The sequence below is a fragment of the Variovorax sp. P1_H2 genome (assembly GCF_056405295.1).
Genome location: NZ_JBFUCJ010000023.1, coordinates 14,273 through 37,148 on the forward strand (window position 1 = coordinate 14,273; position 22,876 = coordinate 37,148).

A 22,876-nucleotide genomic window follows, 5' to 3' on the forward strand; every position below is an offset into this window, starting at 1 on the left:
ACTATGCGGCCGCCAGTTGCTGCTTGACAAGCGCCACCCAGTAGGCGGCGCCGAGCGGCAGGATCCGGTCGTTGAAGTCGTAATAGGGGTTGTGCACCGGCGGGTCGTTCGGGCCTTCGCCGGCGCCGATGCCGATGTAGGCGCCGGGCCGCTTCTGCAGCATGAAGGCGAAGTCCTCCGAACCCATCGCGGGCGGGATGTCGGTGTGGACCTGCGCCTCGCCGACCAGGCTGGCGGCCGCGGCGACCGCGGCCGCGGTCTCGGCGGCGGTGTTGACCACGCCGGGGTAGCCGCGCATGTACCTGAGCGCGACCGTGGCGCCGTGCGTCTGCGCCATGCCGGCGCAGATCTGGTTCATCGAGTGCTCGACGCGGTCCTGGATGGCGGCGTCGAGCGCGCGCGCGGTGCCGCGCAGCACCACCGTCTCGGGCACCACGTTCCAGGTGTCGCCGCCGTGGATCTGGGTCACGCTGACCACTGCGGAATCGGTGGCGCCGATGCGGCGGCTGACGATGGTCTGCAGCGCGTTGACGAGCTGGGCCGAGACCATCACGGGGTCGATGCCGGTCTCGGGCATCGCCCCGTGGCAGCCGCGGCCGGTGATCACGATCTCGAAAGTGTCGAGGTAGGCGGTCATGGTGCCGGTGCGGATGCCGAACTGGCCGCGCGGCATGCCCGGGAAGTTGTGCATGCCGTAGACCGCGTCGGCCGGGAACCGGTCGAAAAGGCCTTCCTCGACCATCTTTCGGCCGCCGCCTTCGTTCTCCTCGGCCGGCTGGAAGACGAAGTGCACCGTGCCCTCGAAGGGCTTGTGCCGCGCCAGGTGGTCGGCCGCGCCGAGCAGCATGGCGGTGTGGCCGTCGTGGCCGCAGCCGTGCATCTTGCCCGCGCAGGTCGACTTGTGGGCGCGCTCGCCGAGCTCGGTCATGTTCAGGGCGTCGAGGTCGGCGCGCAGCGCGATGCTCGGGCCGTCGCCGCTCTTCAACGTGCCGACCACGCCGGTGCCGGCCAGGCCCCGGTGCACCGGAATGCCCATCAGCATCAGGGCGTTGGCGACGACGTTGGCGGTGCGGTGCTCCTCGAAGGCGGTCTCGGGGTTGGCGTGGATGTCGTGGCGCCAGGCCAGCATGCGCTGGCGGGTGTCTTCGGCGATCTCGGGTTCGCGGTACATGGAGCGTTCGGTCTCGAAAGGGTCAGTGGAAGAATTCGGCGATCAGCGTGGCGCCGAGAAAGGTGCCGGCAGTGGCGGTCAGCGAGACCACCACGATGCGCCAGCCGAGCTGGCGGAACATCGGCAGGTCCTTGGCGACCGAGAAGCCGGCCAGCGCCAGCACCGGCGTGGTGAAGGCCATGAAATTGAGCTTGGCGGTGACCGCGATCAGCGCGTCGGAGAACGGCAGCAGGCCCGGGATGCCGGCCACCGTGGCCACCAGCGAGAGCACCAGCACCATCGGCATCTTCGGGACCAGGCGCTTGACCAGCCCGACCACCCCCACCACGGCGATGATGGCGAGCATGCCGGCCAGCGACTGCAGCATCGGCACCTTGAAGGACAGCAGGTTGCCGATCATCACGCCGCCCGCCGTCACGATCCAGGCGACCAGGTTGTCGGCGAAGCGGAGCTCCGGTGCGGCCACGCCGGCCATGCCGGCGAGCGCCGCGGTGTCTGCCGGCTGGCGCTTCGAAAAACGTCCGAGCACCGGCTCGAGCTTGCCGTACAGCCACGAACACAGCGGCAGCGACAGGAACAGCGTGAAGTAGAAGCCGACCACCGTGGTCAGCAGGTTCGAGGCGGCCGCGATAGCGGTCAGTTGCTTGACCATCTCGGGTGGCTGCTGCGCGCTGATGGCGCCGATGGCTGCGGCCATCAGGCTGCCCGAGCCGACGCCGGCGCCCATCGCGAGCGAGCGCGGATCGAAGATGCCGAGGCTGGTGATGAAGCCCGCGAGCACCGCGATGAAGAGGGCGCCGAGCACCGTGCCGGTGATGTACTCGGCCAGCACGCCGCGGCCCTCGGCCGAGGCCATGCCGTACTTCTCGCCGATGATCGCCAGGTTGCCCTCGCGGCCGACCGAGAAGGTGGCGCCCACCGCCTCGCGCTTGATGCCGAGCAGCAGGGCCAGCGGCAGGCCCAGCGCCAGGGTGCCGAAGGCATGGCCGAATTCCTGGAACACCAGCGCCCAGCCGGCCTGGCGCACATAGGGCAGGGCGGCGCCGACCGTGAGGCCGAGCTTGACGATGAACAGCAGCAGGCCGGCGTTGAGCAGGCCGCCCGCGTAGGACTGCAGCCCGGTGTGGATGCGGACCCCCGAGGGCGTGTGGCGCGCGGCGATGCCCCACGCCGCTGCCAGCAGCAGCGCCCACAGCATCGGCAGCAGCACCACCTTGCCGGGGCCCAGCTTGAATTGCGCGGCACCGATCAGCTCGGCGACGGTGACGACGATCAGGGCCACGGCAACGAGCTTGAGCTTGCCGAGGGCGGAGGCGTCCAGCGCTTCAGGCGCGAGCGCGGCGGTGGCGGAAGTCATGGGGCTTCGATCTCTTCTGGGATGGGATGCAGCGAGTCTCAAAGAAAGAAGTCCTTGCATCAATGACTAAAATTCAGGATCTTTGTTGCATTGAATGCAACGCTCGCGGGGTAAGAACATGGATGACAAGCTGGACACGCGGCGCTTGCGCTACTTCATGCAGGTGCTGGAAAGCGGCTCGGTCCGCGGCGCCGCCGAGGTGCTCGACATGGACCCGTCGGCGGTCAGCCGGGCCGTCGGCCTGCTCGAGAAGGAATGCGGCACGGTGCTGCTCGAGCGGCACGGGCGCGGTGTGGCGCCCACCGATGCCGGCGAGCTGCTTGCGGTCTACCTGCGGCGCCAGGAGAGCCAGAAGCAGCACTTGCTGGCGCAGATGGACGCCATCCGAAAGGTCGAGCGCGGCCACATCGACATCGTCGCCGGCGAGGGCTACATCGACTGGCTGATGCGCCACAGCCTGCAGGCCTTCATGCGCTCGCATCCGGCGATCACGGTGTCGCTCGAGGTCGGCAGCAGCGACGAGATCGTGCGCCGCGTGATCGACGAGCGGGCCCACATCGGGCTGCTGTTCCAGCCGCCCCGGGACGAGCGGCTGCGCTCGCATCACTCGCACCCGCAGCCGATCCAGGCGCTGGTGCTCGAGACCCATCCGCTGGCGCGCCTGGGCCGGCCGCTCAAGCTGGCCGACCTGCTGCCCTATCCCGGCGCCACGCTGCAGCGCAGCTTCGGGGTGCGCCAGCACATCGAGGCGGCCGAGATCGGCGAGGGCGTGCGGCTGCCGACCCTGCTGACCACGACCTCGTTCAGCGCGCTCGGCTATTTCGTCGTCGCCGGTCTGGGCTATGCGCTGAGCACACGGATGTCGCTGCCGCCGCACCTGGACACGACCCAGGTGGTCGAGTTGCCGATGAAGAACCCGCTGCTGCACCAGGGCCGCTCGCACGTGATCTCCCGCCACGGCCGCATGCTGGCGCCCGCGGCGACCGAGCTGCTGCGCCGGATCGTGAGCGACATGGCCGGCACCCTGGGCGCCACGGCGCGGCAACCGGCGGGCTGACCTGACGGGTCAGGGGCGCGGCACGTACTTGTTGCCGGCCGCCTTGTCACGCTCGATCGCGGCCTTCAGGTCGTCCAGCGGCGCGGTACAGGGAGTTCAACAGCTGCTTCCCAATTGGGTCTTGCTCTGCTGGAGCGGCTTGACGCCACGCGCGATCAACGGACGCACCACCCGGCGGGCGAATGCCTCGCGTTCGGCGTCGCTGTCCTTGCCGTTCGTCGACACCTCGAAGGCCTGCCTGCCGCCGGGCAGGCTCCAGTGTTCGATCTTGAGCTGTCCCGAGCTCATCCGCAGCATGCTGCTGGTGCAGTCCAGCGGCTTGGCCATGAAGCGCGCCGGCAGCAGTTCGGCGATGTGGCCGTCGGCCTCGCAACTGCGCGAGTAGTTCTTCTTCCAGACGCCGTCCGCGCTCCAGCCGACGTCGACCTCGTTCTTCCGCTTGGCGTCGACCTGGAAGGGACAGCGCCAGTCGGCCTGGGGCCCGCGGGACGGGAAGGCGGCGGGGCTTCGCAGCTTGTACATCGATTCCATCTCGCCCCCCGAGAGCCGCTCGCGGGCGATCGCACTGGCGCCCGCGGGCGCATCCGTGGGCTGCTTGATGCTGAAATACCGGACCTCGAAGTTCTTGCGCTTGCCTTCGGGAAGGTGCAGCGACTCGGCGATCGCCTCGATCGTGGCGGGGCCGCCGTCCGCCGGGTCCCAGCGGATCGCGAACTCGGCATCGGCCGCCGCCAACGCCGCGCTGGCCGCCAGCAGGCACGCCGCCGCGAGCCCGATACGCTTCATGGGGGTCAGCCCTTCGCCTTGTCCTTGTGCTTCTTCGGCTTGTCGGCCGCCGCTTCGGCGTCGCCGTTGAGCACCAGCTTGCTCGGATCGAGCTGGCGCTTCTGCAGGTCGTGCAGCAGSCCSGCATCGCTGAGGTCGATCTTGTGGGAAGACTCCCAGTCGCGTTGCGCGGTTTCCTCCAGCCGCTGCACCGTGCCGGATTCGTCGGTCTCGATCGCCARYTCRCGSCGGCCGTCGAAGCTGCCCGGCGCCAGGTTGATCGAGCCCACGATGGCCCGCTTGCCGTCGGCCAGCATCATCTTCGCGTGCAGCTTCAGGTGCTTCATGGTGTGCACCTTGGCGCCGACATCCTGCAGGATCCGCAGCCCGCCCACGCCCTCGATCAGCTTCTCGGCCTTGAGCGARTGGGGCGGCTTGGTCAGGATGTGGACCTTGACGCCRCGGGTCGCGGCCCGCACCAGGCGCTCGATGATCACGGTGTCCTGGTAGCGCTCGTTCTGCACCCACAGCGAATGCTGCGCGCCGTCGATGAAGGCGGCCACGCGCTGGCGGCCGTTGTCGGGGCACCAGATCAGGCGCGACTCGGGATGCGGCGAGAAGTCCTCGTGCGCCCAGTCGGCATCGAAGCAGGCCACCATCTCGCGGGTCTCGAGGTCGTGCGTCGTGACGACCGCGTAGTCGCGYGTCTCGGTCAGGTCCTTGGGCTCCCAGTTCAGCGATTCGACGAAGCCGACCTGGTCATCGATCACCATCGATTTCTGGTGCGTCAGGTCGAACTTCGGATTGCTGTCGCGGACCTCGATGCCGGCGTCGACCAGGGCTTGCCGCGAGGCCTCGTTYTCGGCTTCGCCGGTGCGCCGCGCCGGGTTCAGCATCACGCGGACCTTGACGCCGCGCTGCTTGGCGGCRATGACCGCGCCGAGCAGCGTCTCGTCGGTGAACAGGAACATCCGGAYGTTCAGGRCGAGCTTGGCCGCGTTGATCGCGTCCAGGATCGGCTTGGCGGTGTCATCGGGCAGAACGATCAATCGGTGCGACATGRYTTCCTCAGGCGGGCGCGGCCACTGCGGCCGTCGGATTGTCAAACTGGATGCGATGCAGCTCGGCATAGACGCCGCCGAGCGCGACCARCTCGTCGTTGGTGCCTTCCTCGACCACGATGCCGTCCTTCAGCACGATGATCTTGTCGGCGTTGCGAAGCGTGCTCAGGCGGTGCGCGATCATGATCACGGTGCGGCCCTGCATCAGCCGCTCCAGGCCTTCGATGACCAGGCGTTCGGACTCGGTGTCGAGTGCCGCCGTCGGTTCGTCGAGGATCATGATCGGGCTGTTGCGRATCACCGCGCGCGCGATGCCGATGCGCTGGCGCTGGCCGCCCGAGAGCGTGTCGCCGCGTTCGCCGACCAGCGAGTCGTAGCCATGCGGCATGCGGCTGATGAACTCGTCGGCATTSGCGAGCTTGGCCGCGGCCACGATCTCCTCCCGGCTGGCGCCGGGCTTGCCGTAGGCGATGTTCTCGCCGATGGTGCCGCGGAACAGCACCGTTTCCTGCAGCACGAAACCGATCTGCGCGCGCAGCGAAGGCAGCTTCTGCCGGCTGATGTCGACGCCGTCGATCAGCACCCGTCCGGCGGTCGGATCGTAGAAGCGCGGCATCAGGCTGACCACCGTCGACTTGCCGCTGCCGGTCGGCCCGACGATGCCGACCACCTGGCCCGGCTTGATCGTRAAGCAGACGTCGCGCAGCACCGGGGCTTCGTCGCCATAGCCGAAGGCGACGTGCTCGAAGGTGATTTCTCCCTTGGCGCGACCGGGATCGATGGCGTCCGGATGCTCGTGGATGATGTCGTCGGCACCGAGGATCTTCTGGATCCGCTCGAGSGCSACGGTGGTCTGGGCGATGGTGCTGGCCATCCCGGCCAGRTCCTTGACGGGCTTGAAGAACTTGCTCAGGTAGGCGAGGTAGACGGTGAGRGCGCCGGCCGTCATGGTGCCGGCGATGATCAGYGCGGTGCCYTTCCAGAGCACGATGCCGGTGCACAGGGCGACCACCACGGCCACCACCGGCGACAGCAGCGACTTGATCTTGCGCGCCCGCAGCGCGGCCTCGGTGCTGGCATGGCTGGCGGCTTCCATGTGTTGCACCTCGAGGTCCTGTCGGCCGAAGGCCTTGATCGCACGCACCGAGCCCAGGCCTTCCTGGACCACCGCGACGATCTCGCTCTGGCGTACCCGCACTTCGCGCGTGACGTCCTTCACCGCCTTCTTGAAGCGGAATACGAACAGCAGCAGGAAGGGCATGACCGCGATCGCGATCAGCGTGAAGTCCCAGTCGAGCCAGATCATCAGGCCGAGCATGAAGACGATCGTGACGATGTCCACGATGATCGACAGGGTCGACGAGGAGGCGAAGGCCTGCACCGTCGAGACATCGCTGGTGATGGTCGACATCAGCGTGCCGGTCTTGGCGCTGTCGTAGAAGGCCAGCGAGAGCCGGTGCAGGTGCTCGTAGATGCGCAGCCGCAGGTCGTTGGCGACCCATTGCCCGATGCTGGTGGTGTAGTAGTTGTCGATGTAGGTCGCGATCCCGCCGATGACCGCGATCGCCAGGGTCGCGATACCGGCGAACAGCGCCACGCCCAGCGTGTGGCGGCCGATGCCGAGCTGATGCGCCCATTCGAGCCACGGCGGCAGGTGGTGCGTGCCGAGGGCATCGTCGAGCACCAGTTTCAGGGGCCAGGGCGCCGCCAGGCTCATCAGCACTTCCACCACCATCGCGGTCAGCACGATGGCCAGCCAGCCTCGGTAGGGCTTGACCAGGCCGAGCACCAGGCGCGTCATGTCCTGGCCCTGCGCTTTTGCCGCATGCTTGGCGGCCCGGGTGGCCGAGTGCTGCGGGGGGTCAGTGGCAGCCGGCGCTTCTGCGGGTAGTGGAGTTGACATGCGGAGGGCTGGTGAGTGGGGCGACTCTCAAAGTCAGGGGATTGTGAACTTAGGCGCGCAGCCAACGCAAGCATCGGGCTCGTCCTCTTTGGTGACCCGGGCACAATCCGCGCCATGAGGCAATGGTTGCGTACGCAAGGAGGCTGGTGGCTCGCATGGCTGCTGGCCGCCGGCACCGGCGCGGTCTGGCTCGCGCGCGGCGAGCTTCGGCAGTTGCGCGAGGATTTCGAGGTCAACGGCCGCATTGCCCATCGGCTCATGAGCCAGCAGGTGGTGCAGTACGACGCCGTACTGGCGACCCTGGCGCTGCTCGAGCCGGTGCCGGGCGCCGCCCGCTCCGAGCGCCGGCTGCCTTCGGTGTACCCCTCGATCCGCGATGTCGAGCGGCGCGAGGCGGATGCCGCGTGGCCGGAGCCCTCCCTGGCGCCGGCCGAGGCCCGTTCGCGCCAACTGCAGCGCCCCGAGTTCGTCGCCGACGACTTCGCCAGCGGCCGCTACCGGCTCGTGATCGGCGCGCAGCCGATCAGCTATGCGCTCGACATCGACCTGGCGACCGCGGTGCCGTGGCGCGACTGGCCGATGGATCCGAAGCGCAGCCCGGTGCGCGTGACGCTCGAGCATGCGGGCCAGCGCTTCGTGGTGCAGCCGGGCGCTCCGGCCGCCGATGGCGGCTGGCGCTTCGATTTCCGCAAGGTGCTGGCCTCGGAAAGCCAGGCCTTCGAACTGGTGGCCGAGCGGCGGGTCTCCTGGGCCGAATTGCCCTGGGCCGCGATGGGCGCCTGGTCGGCCGCGATGGCCCTGGCGCTCGGCGGCGCTGATGCGCTGCGGCGCCAGCGCATCGAGCGCCGCCGCGCCGAGGAACTGCTGCGGCTGGGGCAGGTCGCGCGGCTCAACGCGCTCGGCGAACTGGCGGCCGGCATGGCCCATGAGCTGAACCAGCCGCTGACCGCGGTGCTGGCCAACACCCAGGCGGCCCAGCGGCTGATCGCCGAGGAGCCGCCCGAGCTGGCCACCGCACGTTCGGCGATGAAGCAGGCCGCCGAGCAGGCGCGGCGCGCCGCGGACGTGGTGGGTCGGCTGCGCAGAGTCATCGAACGGCCCGACCGGCAGGCCGGGATGCGGCCGGTGGCCTTGCAGGAGGCGCTGCGCAGCGCGCTGCACCTGCTGGCCCCCGAGATGGCCCGGCGCTCGGTCTCGCCGGCCGTCGAAGATGCGGCGCAGGCGCCCGTGACGGTGCTGGCCGATCCGGTCGCGCTCGAGCAGATCGTCCACAACCTGTTGATGAACGCGCTGCAGGCGCTCGACCCGTTGCCGCCCGGCGAGCGCCGCCTGAAGCTCTCGATCGGCGCCGAGGCCGGTCGCGGCGTGCTCGGCGTCAGCGACAACGGGGCCGGGCTGTCGGCCGAAGCCCTGCCGCGCGTCTTCGAGCCTTTCTTCAGCACGCGGGAGGGCGGGCTCGGGCTCGGCCTGAGCCTGTCCGAGACGCTGGCCACCGGCATGGGCGGATCGCTCGAGGTGGCGCATGCCGTGCCGCGCGGCGCGAGCTTCACGCTGCGGCTGCCGCTCGCGAGCCCAGGCGGCCAGGAGGGGAACCCAGTGAGCCGCCGGGCCGCTCCCAAGGCGAATACCGAAGCGCTGCTGCGCGAAGGTTATCCAGTGAGCCGCCGGGCCGCTCCCAAGGCGAATACCGAAGCGCGTAGCGCGAAGCTATCCGAATGAGCGGCCCGCTGTCTCCGCTGATCCACCTGATCGACGACGACCGGGCGGTGCGCGAGAGCCTGGCGCTGCTGATCGGCACCGTCGGCCTCCGGACCCAGACCTGGGCCGATCCCCGCGCCTTCCTCGACGGCTTCGACCGCGCGAGCATCGGTGCCATCGTGCTCGACGTCCGCATGCCCGGCATCGGCGGGCTGGCGTTGCTCGACATGCTGGTGGCGCAAGGGGTCGACCAGCCGGTGATCATGCTCACCGGCCACGGCACGGTCGAGATGTGCCGGCGTGCCTTCAAGGCCGGGGCGGCGGAGTTCCTCGAGAAGCCGGTCGACGACGAGCAGTTGCTCGAGGCGCTGCAGCAGGCGGTGCGCAAGCACGTCGACTCGCGCGAGCGCACGCAGGCCGACCAGGCGGCGCGCGAGCGCTTCCAGCAGCTGTCCGAGCGCGAGCGCGAGGTGCTGGGCTTCATCGTCGCCGGCCTGACCAACAAGGAGATCGCGCGCGCACTGACCCTCTCGCCGCGCACCGTGGAGACGCACCGTGCCAACCTGTTCGCCAAGCTCGAATGCGATTCGCTGGCGCAGCTGATCCGGCGCTACGCCGGCCTGGTCGACGCCGCGGGCTGACTGCGCGTTCGGTGCGCGCTCGGTAGTTCTACGGAGCCGCGCGGGTAGCCGTACGAATGGCCGGCGGGGGCTGCGATGCCTACAGTGGCGGAGCCGTCGGCGATGTGCCGGCGCCACCATCCAAAACCCTTTTCGGAGAACTCCATGCAACCGTCCCTTCGCCTCGGCAGCCTCGCCGTCCTGCTCGCCGCTTCCGCCCTGGGCGCACAGGCCCAGACCGCGGCGTCGAGCCCGTCCGTGCGCGCCGAGAAGAACATGTCGCTCGAACTGGCGAACGAGATCGCCGGTGCGGCCGTCGCCGCCTGCGCCGCCAACGGCTACGCGGTCGCCGCCACCGTGGTCGACCGGGCCGGCACCGTGCGTGCGGTCCAGCGTGCCAACAACGCCGGCTCGCACACGCTGGGCGCCAGCGAGCGCAAGGCCTGGACCTCGGCCTCGGCCAAGACGCCGACCCTGGCGATGATGGAGAACGCGCAGAAGAACCCAGCGGCCGCCAACCTCGTGAACATTCCGGGCTTCCTGCTGCTCGGCGGCGGGGTGCCTGTCAAGGCGGGCAGCGAGGTCATCGGCGCGGTCGGTGTCGGCGGTGCGCCGGGAGGCCACCTCGACGAGCAGTGCGCCAACGCGGCGCTCGACAAGGTCAAGGGCCAGCTCGGCTGATTCGGATGAAGGCCCTTCTGGTGGCCCTCGCGTTGGCCGGCGCCTGGCTGGCCGCCCCGGTGGCGGCCCAGGTGGCGCCGACCCCCGCCGAGGTGCAGGCCTACGAGGGCCTGCATCGCGCGGCCTGGCGCGGCGACTTGCCGCAACTGAAGGCGCTGATCGCCGGCGGCGCCGACCTCGAGGCGCGTGACGGCCTGGGCCGCACGCCGCTGCACGTGGCGACCCACGCGCGGCAGCGCGAAGCCATCGGCATCCTGGCCGGAGCGGGCGCCAGGCTCGACGCATTCGAGAACGACCGCTACGACGCCGTGACCATCGCCGCGGTGGGCGACGATGTGCCGACGCTGGCGCTGCTGCTGTCCCTGGGCGCCAAGCCGGGCCAGACCACCAGCCGCTACGACGGCACGGCGTTGATCGCGGCGGCCCATCTCGGCCATGACGAGGTGGTGCGCCGGCTGATCGCCGCCGGTGCGCCGTTGGACCACGTCAACAATCTGCACTGGACCGCGCTGATCGAGGCCATCGTGCTCGGCGACGGCGGGCCGCGCCACCAGCGCACGCTCATCGCGCTGGTCGATGCCGGCGCCAACCTGCAGCTCGCGGATCGCCAGGGCCGGACGCCGCTGCAGCTCGCGACCGCCCGCGGCTACGCGCCGATGGTCGAAAAGCTGCGCGCGGCAGGCGCCAGGTAGCGGCGGCTCGGGGACAATCGGGCGGTCCTATTGAAGGATCGCAGGATCACGCCCCATGTACATGCCGCCGCAGTTCAACGTCAGCGACCGCGCCATCGCCGCGCGGCTCATGCACGACCATCCCTTCGCCACCCTGATCTCCAACGACGACGAGGGCTGGCCCTACCTGACGCACCTGCCGCTGGTCCTGGACGAGAGCGACCCGGACGGGCTGGTGCTCTTCGGCCACTGCGCCAAGCCCAATGCCCACTGGCGCTACCTGCAGGCCCGGCCCCGGGCGCTGGTGAGTTTCCTGGGGCCGCACGCCTACCTCTCGCCCTCGGTCTATCCGGACCTGGCGCGGGTGCCGACCTGGAACTACCTGGCCGTGCATTGCACGGTCGAGGCTCGCCTGATCGAGGGCGCCGACGAGAAGGACGCGCTGCTCAAGCGCCTGATCGGCCAGCACGAACCAGCCTACGCGCAGCAATGGCGCGACCTGGGGCAGGAGTTCCAGCACAAGATGCTCAACGGCATCGTCGGCTTCGAGCTCAAGGTGATTGCGCTGCAGTGCAAGGTCAAGCTCAACCAGCACCGCAAGGAATCGCACGCCGCGATGTTCGATACCTACCGCGAAGGCACTGCCGACGAGCGCGCGCTCGCCGGCTGGATGCAGCGGCTCGGCATCGCCGGGGAGGCCTGAGATGCGGATGTTCGGACTGGTCGGATTGCTGCTCGCCTTGGTCATCGTCGGGCTGCTGGTCAAGAAGCAGCTGGCCGGTGTCGCGGCGCCGGTGCTGCCGGCTGGCACGAGCGCGGCAGGCGCCGCGCCGGCGGGCGATGCGCGCGCGCAAAGCCGGCAGATCCAGCAGCAGATCAAGCAGTCGCTCGATGCCGCGGTGCAGGCACGGCCGGTGCCCGATGACAACTGACGCCGACTGGATGGCGCTCGCGCTGGCCGAGGCGCGGCAGGCTGCCGAGGCCGGCGAGGTGCCTATCGGCGCTGTGCTGGTCAAGGAGGGCCGGGTCGTGGCCAGCGGACGCAACGCGCCGATCGTGCTGCACGATCCGAGCGCGCATGCCGAGATCAACGCGCTGCGGGCGGGCGGGGCCGCGCTCGGCAACTACCGGCTCGACGGCTGCGAACTGTTCGTGACGCTCGAGCCCTGCGCGATGTGCGCGGGCGCCATGCTGCATGCGCGGCTGGCCCGGGTCGTGTTCGGCGCCGCGGACCCGAAGGCCGGCGCCGCCGGGTCGGTGGTCGACCTGTTTCGCGAGACCCGGCTCAACCACCGCACGGCAGTGCAGGGCGGCGTGCTGGCTTCCGAATGCCGGGCGCTCCTGCAAGGGTTCTTCCAGCGGCGTCGCAGCGCCGCCCGCGAAGCGGCCGAGCCCTTGCGCGACGATGCCCTGCGCACGCCGGCCGAGCGCTTCGCCGGGCTGCTCGACTGTCGGTTCGAGCCGCATTACGTCAGCGACCTGCCGAGCCAGCACGGCTGGCGCATGCACTACATCGACGAGGGTCCGCAAGACGCGCCCTGTACCTGCCTGTGCCTTCACGGACCGGGCGAGTGGAGCTACTTCTTCCGGCACCTCGCGGGCACGCCGGGGCTGCGCATCCTGGCGCCCGACCTGATCGGATTCGGCAAGAGCGACAAGCCCAAGCGCGAAGCGGTGCACCGGCTCGACTGGCACCGCGACCTGCTGCTCGACTGGCTGGAGCGACTCGCGCAGCAGCAACTCGCGCCCGGGCGGTTGGCATTGCTGCACAGTGCCGGTGCCGCGCCCTGGGCCGCCGGGCTGGCCGCTGCCGCGCCCGGGCGCTTCGTTTGCGTGTTGCCGGTTCCGGATGGCGCCGGGCCGGCGAGCGAGGCCTGGTGCGCTCCGTTCCCCGACCGCGGCTACGAGGCCGCGCTGCGGGCGCTGGGCCCGATCCCGAAGGGCGTGGGCGGCCCGACCCCCGAACAAGCGGCGACGCTGGCACGGCGGGCACGCGAGGCAATGGGATACTTCGCCCCGTGAAAAAGCACATCTACATCTATTCGCCCTCCAGCGCCGTGCGCGACAAGGCGGCCTTCAAGCGTGGCGTCAAGCGCCTTCAGTCCCTGGGCCACGAGGTCGAAGTCGACGAGGCGGCGCTCGCCACGCACCAGCGTTTTGCTGGCGACGACGCCACGCGGCTGGCGGCGATCTCGCGCGCCGCGGCCAGCGGCGCCGACGTGGCGCTGATCTCGCGCGGCGGCTACGGCCTGACCCGTATCCTCGATGCGATTCCCTACAAGGCCGTGGCCAAGGCGATCCATCGCGGCACCCAGTTCGTCGGACTCAGCGATTTCACGGCCTTCCAGCTGGCGCTGCTGGCCAAGACCGGCGCGGTGAGCTGGGCCGGCCCTGCGGTGGGCGAAGACTTCGGCGCCGAGGGGGGCGCCGACGACATCATGGAGGCCTGCTTCGACGATTTGCTGTCAGGACAGGGCGAGGGCACCGGCTGGCGCATGCCGGCGCGCGACAGCGTCGACCTGCCGGCCTTGCGCAGCATCCACGATGCGGTGCTGTGGGGCGGCAATCTCTGCGTACTGGCCAGCCTGCTGGGCACGCCGTGGTTTCCTGCCATCGACAAGGGCGTGCTGTTCCTCGAGGACGTCAACGAGCATCCCTACCGGGTCGAGCGCATGCTCGATCAACTGCGTCATGCCGGTGTGCTCGGGCGGCAGAAGGCGGTTCTTCTCGGGCAGTTCACCGGCATTCGGAAGGTCCCGCACGACCGCGGCTTCGGCATGCAGACCGTGGCCGCCCGCCTGCGAGGCTTGATCAAGGCCCCGGTATTGACCGGACTGCCCTTCGGCCATGTGCAGACCAAGGTGCTGCTGCCCGTCGGCGCCAAGGTGGAACTGGCCGCCGACGCCCGAGACGTCTTCATGGTCTGGGGTCATAGGCATTAGGCTCGCCCCCAGGTTGCCCCGCACTTCGTGTCGGGGCGCCCACCCCCTGCCGGGGGCGCTGCCAGCGGCCCGGCAAAGCCGGTTCCGCGGCAGCCCACGAACGGGCGTGCGCTACGCGCCGCCGGGGGAAACCGGGACACGGTGGATGTATTGATCGGCCGGCGCAGCCAGGCCCGTTGGTGAAACACCGCGGATCCGGCTTCGCCGGGCCGCTGGTGTTGCCCCCTGGAAGGGGGTGGGCGCCCGACACGAAGTGCGGGCAACCTGGGGGTCAGCCATGAACTCGGTGGTGGGTGCGGGGTTCCATCGAGCCAGGAAGGCCGCCCTTGAACAGGCGATTGATCTGGCGCATCTGCCGCCGGGCGGCGACTTCGCCATCGACTGCACTGAGTGCGGTCAGCACATCCTGGCGCAGGTACCAGAGGGCTTCGAGGTCGCCGGCGAAACGCACGCGTTGGGCGACGCGCTGCATCGTGTGGCCGCCGTGCACCTGCAGGAGCGACAGCATGGCAGTACGGATCTGCCCCATCTGGCGATCCGCGGAACGGCGAAAGCCGAAGCCGGGGAAGGACAGAAATCGAAGAAGACTGCTGGGTGACACCATGAGAGGAAGGCGTGTTGCCAAAACCTTGACAGGCGCTACGTTAAGGCTGGCCCCTGAGCCACACAAGCGGAGAAACATCATTTCATGTTCAAAAACWACATACTTCACGAATCTGCTCAAGCACTGGTTTAACAATTGATACCTTAGTTCTAATCTCTAAGAAAAAACGAGGCTTGCGTGGTGTGTCGAAATGAAAAAGCAACAGCTTGGCGCGCGGGCGCCCTGATTTGAGCGTTCGGGACCGTGTTTGGGCGCTGCTTTGCCATAATCGAAGCGCGAGAGCTACCAAAAACTGCACAACATGGGCGCCAATTCCACTGTCGTATTTGCCGATCTGACGGGAAGTACCAGAGTCTTCGAGGCTATGGGGAACGCGCGCGCCACCGAAACGGTGACGCGGTTGACGCAATGGATTGGCGGCGTGTGCGAATCCCACGGTGGCCGTGTCGTGAAATCACTGGGTGATGGGGTGTTTGCGATATTCGCGGAGGGTATGAGTGCGACCCGCGCCGTCGTTGAAATGCAGCGCAACCACCAGAAGCGGCTCCAGACCTGGCCGGCGCCCTTGCGCATGGAACTGCAGATCGGCGTGGCCAGCGGCGAGGTCGTCGAGGTCGATGGCGATTGCTATGGCGATGCGGTCAACCTGGCTTCGCGCCTCAGCGACCTGGCCGGGCCGGGACAGATCTGGGCCACCGAGTCGGTCATCGAGCAGTTGCATGGCGGCGAGGTTCGCCATCGCAGCCTCGGACCGATCAACATCCGAGGCAAGAACGAGATGCCGGTGGTGCACCGGGTCGACTGGCAGGACGAGGTGTCCGAGTTCCTCACCATGCCGGCGTCGCTGGTGCAGCAGCCGCGCGGCCCCGATTCATCCTTTGGCCAGATCGAACTGGCCTGGCTCGATGTCCGCTCGATGTTCAGCGCCTCCGAACTGCCGATCCACCTGGGCCGGGTCGACGAGGCGCAATTCGTGGTCAACGACCCGCGGGTGTCGCGGCTGCACGCGCGGATCGAGGCCCGCCAGGGCAGTTGCGTGCTGGTCGATGTCAGCACCTACGGGACCTGGGTTCGTTTTCACGGCACCGCCGGGGCCAGCGGCGAGATTGCGCTGCGGCGCGACGAATGCGTGCTGCACGGCAGCGGCGAGATCGGATTGGGCGCGCCGCTCAGCGACTTCAGCGCACCGACCATCTCGTTCAATACGACCGGCGGCAACGTGCTGCTGGCGCGCCGCGACCTGCGCTAGCCGCCGGCCCGTGCCGCCTCGACGGGGCGCAATACGCGGCCATCCCCGATGAACGACTCGCCGACCAGCATCTTGAAGCTGGCGCCGGGCTGAAACCTGGGCAGCGCCAGCTGCGGCGCAAGAAATTCCATTTCAAGCGCCTGCGTGCTGCCGCGGCGAAAGCTGCGCTCCGGCTGCACCCACCAGCGGGCCGAGAAAGCCTCGTTGCCAAGCACCAGCGCGCAGCGATGCTCCCCGGCGGGCATGGGCAGGTCTTCGGCCGGCAGCATCGGAGGACGCAGCGTCAGCTCGACCAGCAACTGCGGCATGAACACGGTCCGGTTCTCGAAGGGAGACCCCGCTGCGGCCGGGGTGGGGCGTCGAAGGCGCGCGATCAGCCATGAGATGACGTTGCCGATGATCGGGATCCACAGCAGCATCAGCAAGGTGCCGATGTCTCGCGTCGTCGAGCCCGGCACCGCCAGGTGGCGCACGATCGCCCCGCCGACGGCCACGCACAGCAGGATGATCACGATGAGCTTGCGTCGGGACTGGATGGTCGTCATGGGAGTGATTTTCGGCCGTTGAAGAGGCCGCCTAGCTTAACGGCCCGGCCGCGGGCACAACGCAGACCCACGCTGCCTGTTTCTGAGGCAACGGGGTGGCATCCCGCATGGGGCCATGCTTCGCGCACGGCCGTCCCGGCACTTCCCACAGTGTTATCCACAGAAAGCCGGAACAAGTCCGGCAGCCACGGCCTCAGGTGATCAACTGGTTCTTCAGCGCGTAGTAGGTGAGATCGCTGTTGGAGGCCAGGTTCATCTTCTCCATGAGCCGGCTGCGGTAGGTGCTCACGGTCTTCACCGACAAGGACAGGTGCTCGGCGATGCTGCCGGCGGTCTCGCCGGTCGCCAGCTTCAGGAAAACCTGGAATTCACGCTCGGAGAGCTGCTCGTGCGGGGCTGCATCGGTGTTGCGGTCGAGTTGGCGGGCCAGCAGTTCGGCCACGACTGGAGTGATGTAGCGCCGACCGAGCGAGATCGTGCGGATCGCTTCGACGATCTCCTTCGGATCGCATTCCTTGTTGAGGTAGCCGCTCGCGCCCTGGCGGATCAGGCTCATCGCGTAATGTTCCTCGGGGTAGCCGCTCAGGATCAGGATGCCGGTGTCGGGCGACTTGGCGCGCACCATCGCGATGGCATCGATGCCGCTCTGGCCCGGCATCGACAGGTCCATGACCAGCACATCGATCTCGTGGTTGCGCACCAGGTCGATGGCTTCGCGCCCGCTGGCGGCCTCGCCGACGACGCGCAGGTCCACGTGCTGCGAAAAGAAGTCGCGCAGGCCCGAGCGAACGATGGCATGGTCATCCACGATTCCGATCTTGATCATCGATTTCTCCTCGAGTTTTGGGTGTGGCCAGCATGCGGGCATCGGCGGCCGTTGCAAGTCTGCCGACGGCCCGAGCGCGCGTAGGAGAGGGGCGTCTGTGGGCCGGGCCATCGGATGACGCCCGGACCGTGCCGGCTCAGCGCAGCAGCACGAAGGCGGCGGCCGCTGCGGCGAGGCCGCCCATCACCAGCAGGGCCTTGGAAAAACGCGGTGCGCGGTTGGCCCGATAGCCGTCGAGACGGGCCGGGAGGGTGCGCACGTCGTCCATCGAACCTTGCGGGCGCAAGCGGTCGTCGGCCTCGATGGCGCCGAGGATGGCCGACAGGATGGCCTGGCTCTTGTCGTCATGCTCGGAGGAGGTCGGGGTCTCGCCGCGGGCCCGCTGCACATGGGCCATGAAGAGCTTGCCCTTGGCGGAGAGGCCGATGTCCTCGCCGCTCATGGCGAGCAGGCCATGCTCCAGCAGGGCCTCGAGGCCGCGCCGCACTGCGGGCCGCTCGTTCACCGGCACGCTGGCCTGCAGCCCGGTGCGCGACGTCTTGCTGCCACCCGAGACGGCCGAGCGCTGCCGCACCAGCGTGATCAGCACGCCGGTGAAAGTCTCGCGGTCTGAAAGTGCTTGTCCCATGGCCAGAGGATTATTCCCGCGAACGCGCAGCGGCGCGAGAGGGTAGCCACCGACCTTCCCATCGCCGGGCTGCCGAGCCGGCCACGACCTTCATCAGTTCCCGGCGGCCGCGTGCACCGACAGCGCGACAGCCACCACGTGCTCGGCCGTGAAGCCGAACTCTCTCTGCAGGGCCGCGAGCGGTGCCGAGGCGCCGAAGGTCTGCATGCCGACCACCTTGCCGATGGCGCCGACGTAGCGTTCCCAGCCGAAGGCCGAGGCTTGCTCCACGGCCACGCGCGCGGTCACGCCGGGCGGCAGCACGCTGGCACGGTAGGCCGGCGTTTGCTGCTCGAACAAGTCCCAGGAGGGCATCGAGACCAGGCGCGAGCGCAGGCCCTGGGCCAGCAGCGTCTCGTGCGCCTGCAGGGCCAGCGCCACTTCGCTGCCGCTGGCGATCAGGATCAGCTCGGGGTCGCCTGTGCCCGGCGCTTCGGCCAGCACATAGGCGCCCTTGGCGACGCCCGAGGCCGATGCGAGCCGGCTGCGGTCGAGGATCGGCAGTGGCTGGCGCGACAGCACCATCGCGGTCGGCCGATGCGGCGACTGCAGCGCCACACGATAGGCCTCGACCACCTCGTTGGCATCGCCCGGACGCAGCACCGTGAGGCCGGGCATGGCGCGCAGCGACGCCAGCTGCTCGATCGGCTGGTGGGTCGGCCCGTCTTCGCCGTCGCCCATCGCATCGTGGGTGAAGACGAACAGCGACGGCAGTTCCATCAGCGCCGCCAGGCGAATCGCCGGCCGCGCATAGTCGCTGAAGATGAAGAAGGTGGCGCCGAAGGGCCGCAGCTTGGACAGTGCCATGCCGTTGACCGCCGCCGCCATCGCATGCTCGCGGATGCCGAAGTGCAGGTTCTTTCCGCCCGGGCTTGCGGGCTGGAATTCGCCGGCGCCCGGATAGTTGAGCGTGGTCTTGTTCGACGGGCCGAGATCGGCCGAGCCGCCGATGAACCAGGGCACGCTCTGCGCCAGCACGTTGAGCACCTGGCCCGAAGCGTCGCGTCCGGACAGGCCCTTCGGGTCGGCCGGAAAAACCGGCAGGGCGTGGTCCCAGCCGGCCGGCAGTTCGCGGCGCTGCGCCTGGTCGATCTCGAGTGCAAGGGCAGGGGAGTGGGCGCGCAGGGCGGCGTAGGCCTGGTTCCAGGCGCTTCGCGCTGCCGCGCCGCGGACGCCGATGCCGTGGTCGAAATGGGCCCGCACGCCATCGGGCACCCGGAACTTCGCGTCTTCCGGCCAGCCGTAGGCGCGCTTGACGAGGCGCAGTTCTTCATCGCCGAGCGGTTCGCCATGCGCGGCGGCGGTGTCTTGACGGTGCGGCGAGCCCCAGCCGATGTGGCTGTCCAGGATGATCAGCGTCGGCCGGCCCCGGGTCTGGCGAAACGTCGCCAGCGCTGCTTCGATCTGACCGATGTCGTTGGCGTCGCCGACCCGCAGCACCGCCCAGCCATAGGCCGCGAAGCGCATCGCCACGTCCTCGGTGAAGGTGATCCGGGTGCTGCCTTCGATCGTGATGTGGTTGTTGTCGTAGATCCAGCAGAGCCGGTCGAGCCCGAGATGGCCGGCCAGCGAAGCGGCTTCGGATGACACGCCTTCCATCAGGCAGCCATCGCCACAGACCGCGTAGATGTCGTAGTCGAACAGGGTGGGGCCCCCCAGGTCATAGCGGTTGGCGAGCCAGCGCTGGGCCATCGCCATGCCGACGCTGGTGGCGACGCCCTGGCCGAGCGGGCCGGTGGTCGTCTCGACCCCCGACACCCAGTGGTACTCGGGGTGGCCAGGCGCCTTGCTGCCGAACTGGCGAAAGCGCCGGATGTCGTCCATCGTCACGGCGGGTCCGCCGAGCAGTTCGTACTCGGCATTCACCGCCACCGTGCCGCTCAGGTGCAGCACCGACCACAGCAGCATCGAGGCATGGCCGTTGGAGAGCACGAAGCGGTCGCGGCCGGGCCAGATCGGGTCCAGCGGGTCGAAGCGCAGCACCCGGTTCCACAGCGTGTAGACCAGGGGCGCCAACGCCATGGGCGTGCCCGGATGGCCCGAGTTGGCCGCCTGCACGGCGTCGATCGACAGGGTGCGGATGGTGTTGATGCACAGCGTGTCGAGTTCGGCGTCGGTCATCGAGGACTCCGTGTGGGTGTCAGTGGCCGCCGGTTTTTTTTTCGACATGGCCGCCGAACTGGAAGCGCATCGCCGACAGCAGCCTGTTCTGGAAGTCGGCCTCGCCGCGCGATGCGAAGCGCTCGTAGAGGGCCGCCGTGAGCACCGGCGCGGGCACCGCCTCGTCGATCGCCGCCTTGAGGGTCCAGCGGCCTTCGCCGGAGTCCGACACGCGGCCCGCAAAGCCCGAAAGCGCCGGGTCCTCGACCAACGCGGTGGCCGTCAGGTCGAGCAGCCAGGAGGCGATGACGCTGCCGCGCCGCCAGACCTCGGCAATGTCGGGCAGGTCGAGGTCGTACTGGTAGTGCTCGGGGTTGCGCAGCGGCGTGGTCTCGGCGTCGATGTCGTGCCGGGCCTTGCCGATGTTGGCCGCCTTCAAGATGCCCATGCCCTCGGCGTAGGCGGCCATGATGCCGTACTCGATGCCGTTGTGGACCATCTTCACGAAGTGGCCGGCACCGTTCTCGCCGCAGCGCAGGTAGCCGTCCTCGGCCGTGCCGCGGTCCGCTTCGCGGCCGGGCGTGCGACCGATGGTGCCGGCACCCGGCGCCAGCGTCCGGAAGATCGGGTCGAGCCGCTGCACCGACGCCAGCGGACCGCCGATCATCATGCAATAGCCCCGTTCGAGCCCCCAGACCCCGCCGCTGGTGCCGACGTCGACGTAGTCGATCTTCTTCGCCGCCAGCGCCTTCGCGCGGCGGATGTCGTCGACGTAATAGGAGTTGCCGCCGTCGATCAGCGTGTCGCCGGGGTCGAGGTGGGGCAGCAGGGTGGCGATGGCCTGGTCGACCACTGCGGCCGGCACCATGAGCCAGATGGCGCGCGGCCGCTCGAGCCGTGCCGCCAGTTCGGCGGGCGACGAGGCGCCCGTGGCACCTTCCTCGACCAGCGCTCCGACCGCCTGCGCCGAGCTGTCGAACACGGTGCACCGATGGCCGGCGCGAAGCAGTCGGCGGACCATGTTCGATCCCATGCGGCCGAGGCCGATCATTCCGAGTTGCATGCTTGATTTCCTTGGGTTCAAAGAAGGGCGTTCTCGAAGGCGGACGACAGCCGGTGGTCGACGGACGAGGCGAGTCATCATGCACCGAAGCGCCTTGATTTGCTCCGGCCCGGCGCCGGCTTTGGGGACCGGGAATCCATAATCGGCCGGTCCAGGTCCCTCCTTCATTTTTGGAATCAACCCGAATGTCCACTGTCATCCCCGCCACACTGATTCCCGGCGACGGTATCGGCCCCGAGATCGTCGATGCCACGCTCGCTGCCCTCGACGCCCTGGGGGCGCCTTTCGAATGGGACCGCCAACTCGGCGGGCTGGCCGGCGTGCAGGCGGCCGGCGATCCGCTGCCCTCGGCCACCCTGGACAGCATCCGACGAACCCGACTGGCCCTGAAAGGGCCGCTGGAGACGCCATCGGGCGGTGGCTACCGGTCCTCGAACGTGCGCCTGCGCGAGGAATTCGGGCTCTATGCCAACCTGCGGCCGGCACGCACCCTGATTCCCGGCGGCCGCTTCGACAACATCGACCTGGTGGTGGTGCGCGAGAACCTCGAAGGCCTCTACATCGGCCATGAGCACTACGTGCCGATCGACGGCGATCCGCATGCGGTGGCGATGGCGACCGGGATCAACACGCGGCAGGGCAGCCGGCGGCTGCTCCAATATGCCTTCGAGACGGCGATCGCGACCGGCCGCAAGAAGGTCACGATCGTGCACAAGGCCAACATCATGAAGGCCCTGACCGGCATCTTTCTGGAGACCGGGCTCGACCTCTACGAACGCAAGTACAAGGGCAAGTTCGAGCTCGACACGGTGATCATCGATGCCTGCGCCATGAAGCTGGTGCTGAACCCGTGGCAGTTCGACATGCTGGTGACGACCAACCTGTTCGGCGACATCCTGTCGGACCTGGTCGCAGGACTCGTGGGCGGCCTGGGCATGGCGCCGGGGGCCAACATCGGTGCCGACGCTGCCATCTTCGAGGCGGTCCATGGCTCGGCGCCCGACATTGCCGGCAAAGGCATCGCCAACCCGACCGCGCTGATGCTGGCCGCGGCGCTGATGCTCGACCACTGCAAGCTGCCGGATCTGGCAACGCGCCTGCGCCGGGCGATCGACGAGGCCCTCAACATCGACAAGGTGCGTACCGGTGACCTGGGCGGGAGCGCCGGAACGGCGGCTTTCGCGAAGGCCGTGGTGGGTCGGATTGCCGCCGGTTGAGCGCAAGGGGCTTCGGCCCTTGGTTGCCGCTTCATTGATTTAACATAATCAACATTGTGTTGTCTGATGCTGTGAGCCCCAGGTTGTAATGTCGCATTTGGCCCAAATAGAAATGTCGCATCGTTCCTCGCTTCAGCCCCTGGCTGCGAGGTACTTCGATGGCAACAACGGCGGCGATCACGATGACCATGCGCGAAGTCGATCGACTCAAGACGGTCCAGGGCGTCGTGGACCGCATGACGCGCGCCGGTCAGGCCGCGCAGCGGCTGGGGTTGAGCCGACGACAGCTGGAGCGCCTGGTTCAGCGATACAAGGATGAAGGCGCAGCCGGACTGGTTTCGCGCCACCGCGGCCGTGCGAGCAACCATCAACTGGCTGCCGGCGTCGCCGAACGCGCGATTGCGCTCATTCGGGAGCGCTACGCTGATTTCCGGTCCGACGCTGGCGTGCGAGAAGCTCCGGGAATGTCATGGGCTGGTGCTTGGCGTAGAGACGATCCGCGGCCTCATGACCGCCGTCGGTTTGTGGACGCCACGCAAGCAACCCACCGCCAAGATCCACCAGCCGCGCAATCGCCGGGCGTGCGTGGGCGAGCTGATCCAGATCCTCGCTGGCGCTACGACATCTGAAAGCAGCGTTGACAGACGCGCACCTCTGAAGCCGAGCAAGAAGACTGCGC

23 protein-coding genes and 1 pseudogene are annotated in these 22,876 nt (G+C 68.8%); 13 read left to right on the forward strand and 11 right to left on the reverse strand.

Annotated features, from left to right (window positions below; all coding sequences use genetic code 11):
• Position 1: 1 nt before the first annotated feature.
• Both AC1D2E_RS10800 and AC1D2E_RS10805 read right to left on the reverse strand, forming a co-directional pair.
• Positions 2–1,171, reverse strand: coding sequence for a M20 aminoacylase family protein (locus AC1D2E_RS10800; RefSeq protein WP_478197401.1), 1,170 nt, complete (start codon positions 1,169–1,171; stop codon positions 2–4).
• Positions 1,172–1,193: 22 nt separating this feature from the next.
• Positions 1,194–2,528: a DUF3100 domain-containing protein gene (locus AC1D2E_RS10805; protein WP_478197402.1), complete on the reverse strand. Its 1,335-nt coding sequence runs from the start codon at positions 2,526–2,528 to the stop codon at positions 1,194–1,196.
• Between the two features lie 118 nt (positions 2,529–2,646).
• On the opposite strand from AC1D2E_RS10805, the gene AC1D2E_RS10810 reads away from it, so the two are divergent.
• A complete protein-coding gene (locus AC1D2E_RS10810) occupies positions 2,647–3,585 on the forward strand; it encodes a LysR family transcriptional regulator (protein WP_478197403.1) in 939 nt (312 codons plus the stop codon).
• A 96-nt stretch (positions 3,586–3,681) separates the two neighbouring features.
• Here the strand turns inward: AC1D2E_RS10810 and AC1D2E_RS10815 are convergent, their stop codons facing one another.
• The 3 genes from AC1D2E_RS10815 to AC1D2E_RS10825 are packed head-to-tail and all read right to left on the reverse strand — an operon-like array spanning position 3,682 to position 7,212.
• Entirely contained in the window at positions 3,682–4,371 is a 690-nt protein-coding gene (locus AC1D2E_RS10815) for a hypothetical protein (RefSeq protein ID WP_478197404.1), read from the reverse strand.
• 5 nt (positions 4,372–4,376) lie between these two features.
• Positions 4,377–5,411: a phospholipase D-like domain-containing protein gene (locus AC1D2E_RS10820; protein WP_478197405.1), complete on the reverse strand. Its 1,035-nt coding sequence runs from the start codon at positions 5,409–5,411 to the stop codon at positions 4,377–4,379.
• A 7-nt stretch (positions 5,412–5,418) separates the two neighbouring features.
• Positions 5,419–7,212, reverse strand: a complete 1,794-nt coding sequence (locus AC1D2E_RS10825; RefSeq protein WP_478197406.1) for an ABC transporter ATP-binding protein — start codon at positions 7,210–7,212, stop codon at positions 5,419–5,421.
• Positions 7,213–7,428: 216 nt separating this feature from the next.
• Here AC1D2E_RS10825 and AC1D2E_RS10830 point away from each other — a divergent pair, with 216 nt between their 5' ends.
• From AC1D2E_RS10830 to AC1D2E_RS10875, 10 genes are all read left to right on the forward strand, one after another.
• The gene (locus tag AC1D2E_RS10830; RefSeq protein ID WP_478197407.1) at positions 7,429–9,033 is read left to right on the forward strand and encodes a sensor histidine kinase; all 1,605 of its coding nucleotides are present in this window, start codon (positions 7,429–7,431) and stop codon (positions 9,031–9,033) included.
• Positions 9,030–9,653 carry a response regulator transcription factor gene (locus AC1D2E_RS10835; RefSeq protein ID WP_478197408.1) on the forward strand — a complete coding sequence of 208 codons (624 nt, stop codon included), beginning with the start codon at positions 9,030–9,032 and terminating at the stop codon, positions 9,651–9,653. The genes AC1D2E_RS10830 and AC1D2E_RS10835 overlap by 4 nt, the downstream gene beginning before the upstream one ends.
• Positions 9,654–9,797: 144 nt before the next feature.
• Positions 9,798–10,313, forward strand: coding sequence for a GlcG/HbpS family heme-binding protein (locus tag AC1D2E_RS10840; RefSeq protein ID WP_478197409.1), 516 nt, complete (start codon positions 9,798–9,800; stop codon positions 10,311–10,313).
• Positions 10,314–10,318: 5 nt separating this feature from the next.
• On the forward strand, positions 10,319–11,005 hold the full coding sequence (locus AC1D2E_RS10845; protein WP_478197410.1) for an ankyrin repeat domain-containing protein: 687 nt from the start codon (positions 10,319–10,321) through the stop codon (positions 11,003–11,005).
• Between the two features lie 55 nt (positions 11,006–11,060).
• Positions 11,061–11,687 carry an FMN-binding negative transcriptional regulator gene (locus AC1D2E_RS10850; RefSeq protein ID WP_478197411.1) on the forward strand — a complete coding sequence of 209 codons (627 nt, stop codon included), beginning with the start codon at positions 11,061–11,063 and terminating at the stop codon, positions 11,685–11,687.
• 1 nt (position 11,688) lies between these two features.
• Positions 11,689–11,916 carry a hypothetical protein gene (locus AC1D2E_RS10855; protein ID WP_478197412.1) on the forward strand — a complete coding sequence of 76 codons (228 nt, stop codon included), beginning with the start codon at positions 11,689–11,691 and terminating at the stop codon, positions 11,914–11,916.
• A complete protein-coding gene (gene tadA / locus AC1D2E_RS10860) occupies positions 11,906–13,006 on the forward strand; it encodes a tRNA adenosine(34) deaminase TadA (RefSeq protein ID WP_478197413.1) in 1,101 nt (366 codons plus the stop codon). The genes AC1D2E_RS10855 and tadA overlap by 11 nt, the downstream gene beginning before the upstream one ends.
• Entirely contained in the window at positions 13,003–13,926 is a 924-nt protein-coding gene (locus AC1D2E_RS10865; protein ID WP_478197414.1) for an LD-carboxypeptidase, read from the forward strand. The genes tadA and AC1D2E_RS10865 overlap by 4 nt, the downstream gene beginning before the upstream one ends.
• Positions 13,927–14,203: 277 nt before the next feature.
• The gene (locus AC1D2E_RS10870; RefSeq protein ID WP_478197415.1) at positions 14,204–14,524 is read left to right on the forward strand and encodes a hypothetical protein; all 321 of its coding nucleotides are present in this window, start codon (positions 14,204–14,206) and stop codon (positions 14,522–14,524) included.
• Between the two features lie 307 nt (positions 14,525–14,831).
• A complete protein-coding gene (locus AC1D2E_RS10875; protein ID WP_478197416.1) occupies positions 14,832–15,779 on the forward strand; it encodes an adenylate/guanylate cyclase domain-containing protein in 948 nt (315 codons plus the stop codon).
• On the opposite strand, the gene AC1D2E_RS10880 is transcribed toward AC1D2E_RS10875, so the two are convergent.
• The 5 genes from AC1D2E_RS10880 to gnd all read right to left on the reverse strand — a co-directional run bounded on the left by AC1D2E_RS10880 (position 15,776) and on the right by gnd (position 20,980).
• The gene (locus AC1D2E_RS10880) at positions 15,776–16,324 is read right to left on the reverse strand and encodes a hypothetical protein (protein ID WP_478197417.1); all 549 of its coding nucleotides are present in this window, start codon (positions 16,322–16,324) and stop codon (positions 15,776–15,778) included. The two genes, AC1D2E_RS10875 and AC1D2E_RS10880, sit on opposite strands and share 4 nt — an antisense overlap.
• Before the next feature lie 193 nt (positions 16,325–16,517).
• The gene (locus AC1D2E_RS10885) at positions 16,518–17,150 is read right to left on the reverse strand and encodes a response regulator (protein ID WP_478197418.1); all 633 of its coding nucleotides are present in this window, start codon (positions 17,148–17,150) and stop codon (positions 16,518–16,520) included.
• A gap of 136 nt (positions 17,151–17,286) precedes the next feature.
• Positions 17,287–17,778 carry a hypothetical protein gene (locus tag AC1D2E_RS10890; RefSeq protein WP_478197419.1) on the reverse strand — a complete coding sequence of 164 codons (492 nt, stop codon included), beginning with the start codon at positions 17,776–17,778 and terminating at the stop codon, positions 17,287–17,289.
• Positions 17,779–17,871: 93 nt separating this feature from the next.
• On the reverse strand, positions 17,872–19,938 hold the full coding sequence (tkt, locus tag AC1D2E_RS10895) for a transketolase (RefSeq protein WP_478197420.1): 2,067 nt from the start codon (positions 19,936–19,938) through the stop codon (positions 17,872–17,874).
• A 19-nt stretch (positions 19,939–19,957) separates the two neighbouring features.
• The gene (gene gnd, locus AC1D2E_RS10900; RefSeq protein ID WP_478197421.1) at positions 19,958–20,980 is read right to left on the reverse strand and encodes a phosphogluconate dehydrogenase (NAD(+)-dependent, decarboxylating); all 1,023 of its coding nucleotides are present in this window, start codon (positions 20,978–20,980) and stop codon (positions 19,958–19,960) included.
• 185 nt (positions 20,981–21,165) lie between these two features.
• Here gnd and AC1D2E_RS10905 point away from each other — a divergent pair, with 185 nt between their 5' ends.
• Positions 21,166–22,197 carry an isocitrate/isopropylmalate dehydrogenase family protein gene (locus AC1D2E_RS10905; protein WP_478197422.1) on the forward strand — a complete coding sequence of 344 codons (1,032 nt, stop codon included), beginning with the start codon at positions 21,166–21,168 and terminating at the stop codon, positions 22,195–22,197.
• 31 nt (positions 22,198–22,228) lie between these two features.
• Here the strand turns inward: AC1D2E_RS10905 and AC1D2E_RS10910 are convergent, their stop codons facing one another.
• Positions 22,229–22,387, reverse strand: coding sequence for a hypothetical protein (locus AC1D2E_RS10910; protein WP_478197458.1), 159 nt, complete (start codon positions 22,385–22,387; stop codon positions 22,229–22,231).
• On the opposite strand from AC1D2E_RS10910, the pseudogene AC1D2E_RS10915 reads away from it, so the two are divergent.
• A pseudogene (locus AC1D2E_RS10915) lies at positions 22,356–22,803 on the forward strand (helix-turn-helix domain-containing protein); the annotation flags it as partial. The gene AC1D2E_RS10910 and the pseudogene AC1D2E_RS10915 overlap by 32 nt on opposite strands.
• Between the last annotated feature and the right edge of the window lie 73 nt (positions 22,804–22,876).

What these genes read in the sequence shown, in the direction of transcription:
- AC1D2E_RS10800 (WP_478197401.1), bottom strand. Translation starts at nt 1,171, where the DNA reads ATGTACCGCGAACCCGAGATCGCCGAAGACACCCGCCAGCGCATGCTG.
- AC1D2E_RS10805 (WP_478197402.1), bottom strand. Translation starts at nt 2,528, where the DNA reads ATGACTTCCGCCACCGCCGCGCTCGCGCCTGAAGCGCTGGACGCCTCC.
- AC1D2E_RS10810 (WP_478197403.1), top strand. Translation starts at nt 2,647, where the DNA reads ATGGATGACAAGCTGGACACGCGGCGCTTGCGCTACTTCATGCAGGTG.
- AC1D2E_RS10815 (WP_478197404.1), bottom strand. Translation starts at nt 4,371, where the DNA reads ATGAAGCGTATCGGGCTCGCGGCGGCGTGCCTGCTGGCGGCCAGCGCG.
- AC1D2E_RS10830 (WP_478197407.1), top strand. Translation starts at nt 7,429, where the DNA reads ATGAGGCAATGGTTGCGTACGCAAGGAGGCTGGTGGCTCGCATGGCTG.
- AC1D2E_RS10835 (WP_478197408.1), top strand. Translation starts at nt 9,030, where the DNA reads ATGAGCGGCCCGCTGTCTCCGCTGATCCACCTGATCGACGACGACCGG.
- AC1D2E_RS10840 (WP_478197409.1), top strand. Translation starts at nt 9,798, where the DNA reads ATGCAACCGTCCCTTCGCCTCGGCAGCCTCGCCGTCCTGCTCGCCGCT.
- AC1D2E_RS10845 (WP_478197410.1), top strand. Translation starts at nt 10,319, where the DNA reads ATGAAGGCCCTTCTGGTGGCCCTCGCGTTGGCCGGCGCCTGGCTGGCC.
- AC1D2E_RS10850 (WP_478197411.1), top strand. Translation starts at nt 11,061, where the DNA reads ATGTACATGCCGCCGCAGTTCAACGTCAGCGACCGCGCCATCGCCGCG.
- AC1D2E_RS10855 (WP_478197412.1), top strand. Translation starts at nt 11,689, where the DNA reads ATGCGGATGTTCGGACTGGTCGGATTGCTGCTCGCCTTGGTCATCGTC.
- tadA (WP_478197413.1), top strand. Translation starts at nt 11,906, where the DNA reads ATGACAACTGACGCCGACTGGATGGCGCTCGCGCTGGCCGAGGCGCGG.
- AC1D2E_RS10870 (WP_478197415.1), top strand. Translation starts at nt 14,204, where the DNA reads ATGAACTCGGTGGTGGGTGCGGGGTTCCATCGAGCCAGGAAGGCCGCC.
- AC1D2E_RS10875 (WP_478197416.1), top strand. Translation starts at nt 14,832, where the DNA reads ATGGGCGCCAATTCCACTGTCGTATTTGCCGATCTGACGGGAAGTACC.
- AC1D2E_RS10880 (WP_478197417.1), bottom strand. Translation starts at nt 16,324, where the DNA reads ATGACGACCATCCAGTCCCGACGCAAGCTCATCGTGATCATCCTGCTG.
- AC1D2E_RS10885 (WP_478197418.1), bottom strand. Translation starts at nt 17,150, where the DNA reads ATGATCAAGATCGGAATCGTGGATGACCATGCCATCGTTCGCTCGGGC.
- AC1D2E_RS10890 (WP_478197419.1), bottom strand. Translation starts at nt 17,778, where the DNA reads ATGGGACAAGCACTTTCAGACCGCGAGACTTTCACCGGCGTGCTGATC.
- tkt (WP_478197420.1), bottom strand. Translation starts at nt 19,938, where the DNA reads ATGACCGACGCCGAACTCGACACGCTGTGCATCAACACCATCCGCACC.
- gnd (WP_478197421.1), bottom strand. Translation starts at nt 20,980, where the DNA reads ATGCAACTCGGAATGATCGGCCTCGGCCGCATGGGATCGAACATGGTC.
- AC1D2E_RS10905 (WP_478197422.1), top strand. Translation starts at nt 21,166, where the DNA reads ATGTCCACTGTCATCCCCGCCACACTGATTCCCGGCGACGGTATCGGC.
- AC1D2E_RS10910 (WP_478197458.1), bottom strand. Translation starts at nt 22,387, where the DNA reads ATGGTCATCGTGATCGCCGCCGTTGTTGCCATCGAAGTACCTCGCAGC.